This is a genomic window from Acidiphilium sp. PM (genome assembly GCF_000219295.1).
Lineage (GTDB): Bacteria > Pseudomonadota > Alphaproteobacteria > Acetobacterales > Acetobacteraceae > Acidiphilium > Acidiphilium multivorum.
Window position 1 is genome coordinate 1 of sequence record NZ_AFPR01000435.1, and the last position, 528, is coordinate 528.

Genomic DNA, 528 nt, shown 5'->3' on the forward strand with positions numbered 1-528 from the left:
ATCAGCCCGAGCAGGACGTCGTGCGGGCTGGTCGCCATCTGCATCTGCGCGACGATCGCCGAGGGCGGAAAGCCGAGAATGCCCATCACGAAGCCCATGCCGAGCACGCCCGAAACGTCGATCCCGAGGGCGAGGGCCGGCATCACCAGCATCGCCGCCGCCATCCGGGGAATGACGAGCATGGTGCCGGGGTCGATTCCCATCGTCGTCAGTGCCGCGACTTCCTCGTTGACCATCATCGTGCCGAGTTCGGCGGCGAAGGCCGAGCCGGTGCGCCCGGCGAGGATGACGGCGGCGAGCAGCGGGCCGAGCTCGCGGAACAGCGACAGCGAGACCAGGGCGGCGACGTAGATGTCGGCGCCGAACTGGCGCATCGGGATCGCCGACTGGAAGGCGAGGATCATGCCGATGAGAAAGCCGAGCATGATCACCAGCGGCAGCGCCTGCGCGCCGGCGCGCTCGGCGATGCGGAAGAAATTGCCGCCGCGCAGGAAGCGCCGCCGGGCCGGCAGGCCGGTCGTGGCGAGG

1 protein-coding gene is annotated in these 528 nt (G+C 69.9%); it reads right to left on the minus strand.

Features of this window, described 5'->3' with window-relative positions; genetic code table 11:
* Positions 1-528, minus strand: a 528-nt coding sequence (locus tag APM_RS13255) for an ABC transporter permease (protein WP_039888762.1), incomplete at both ends; no start/stop codon positions are given.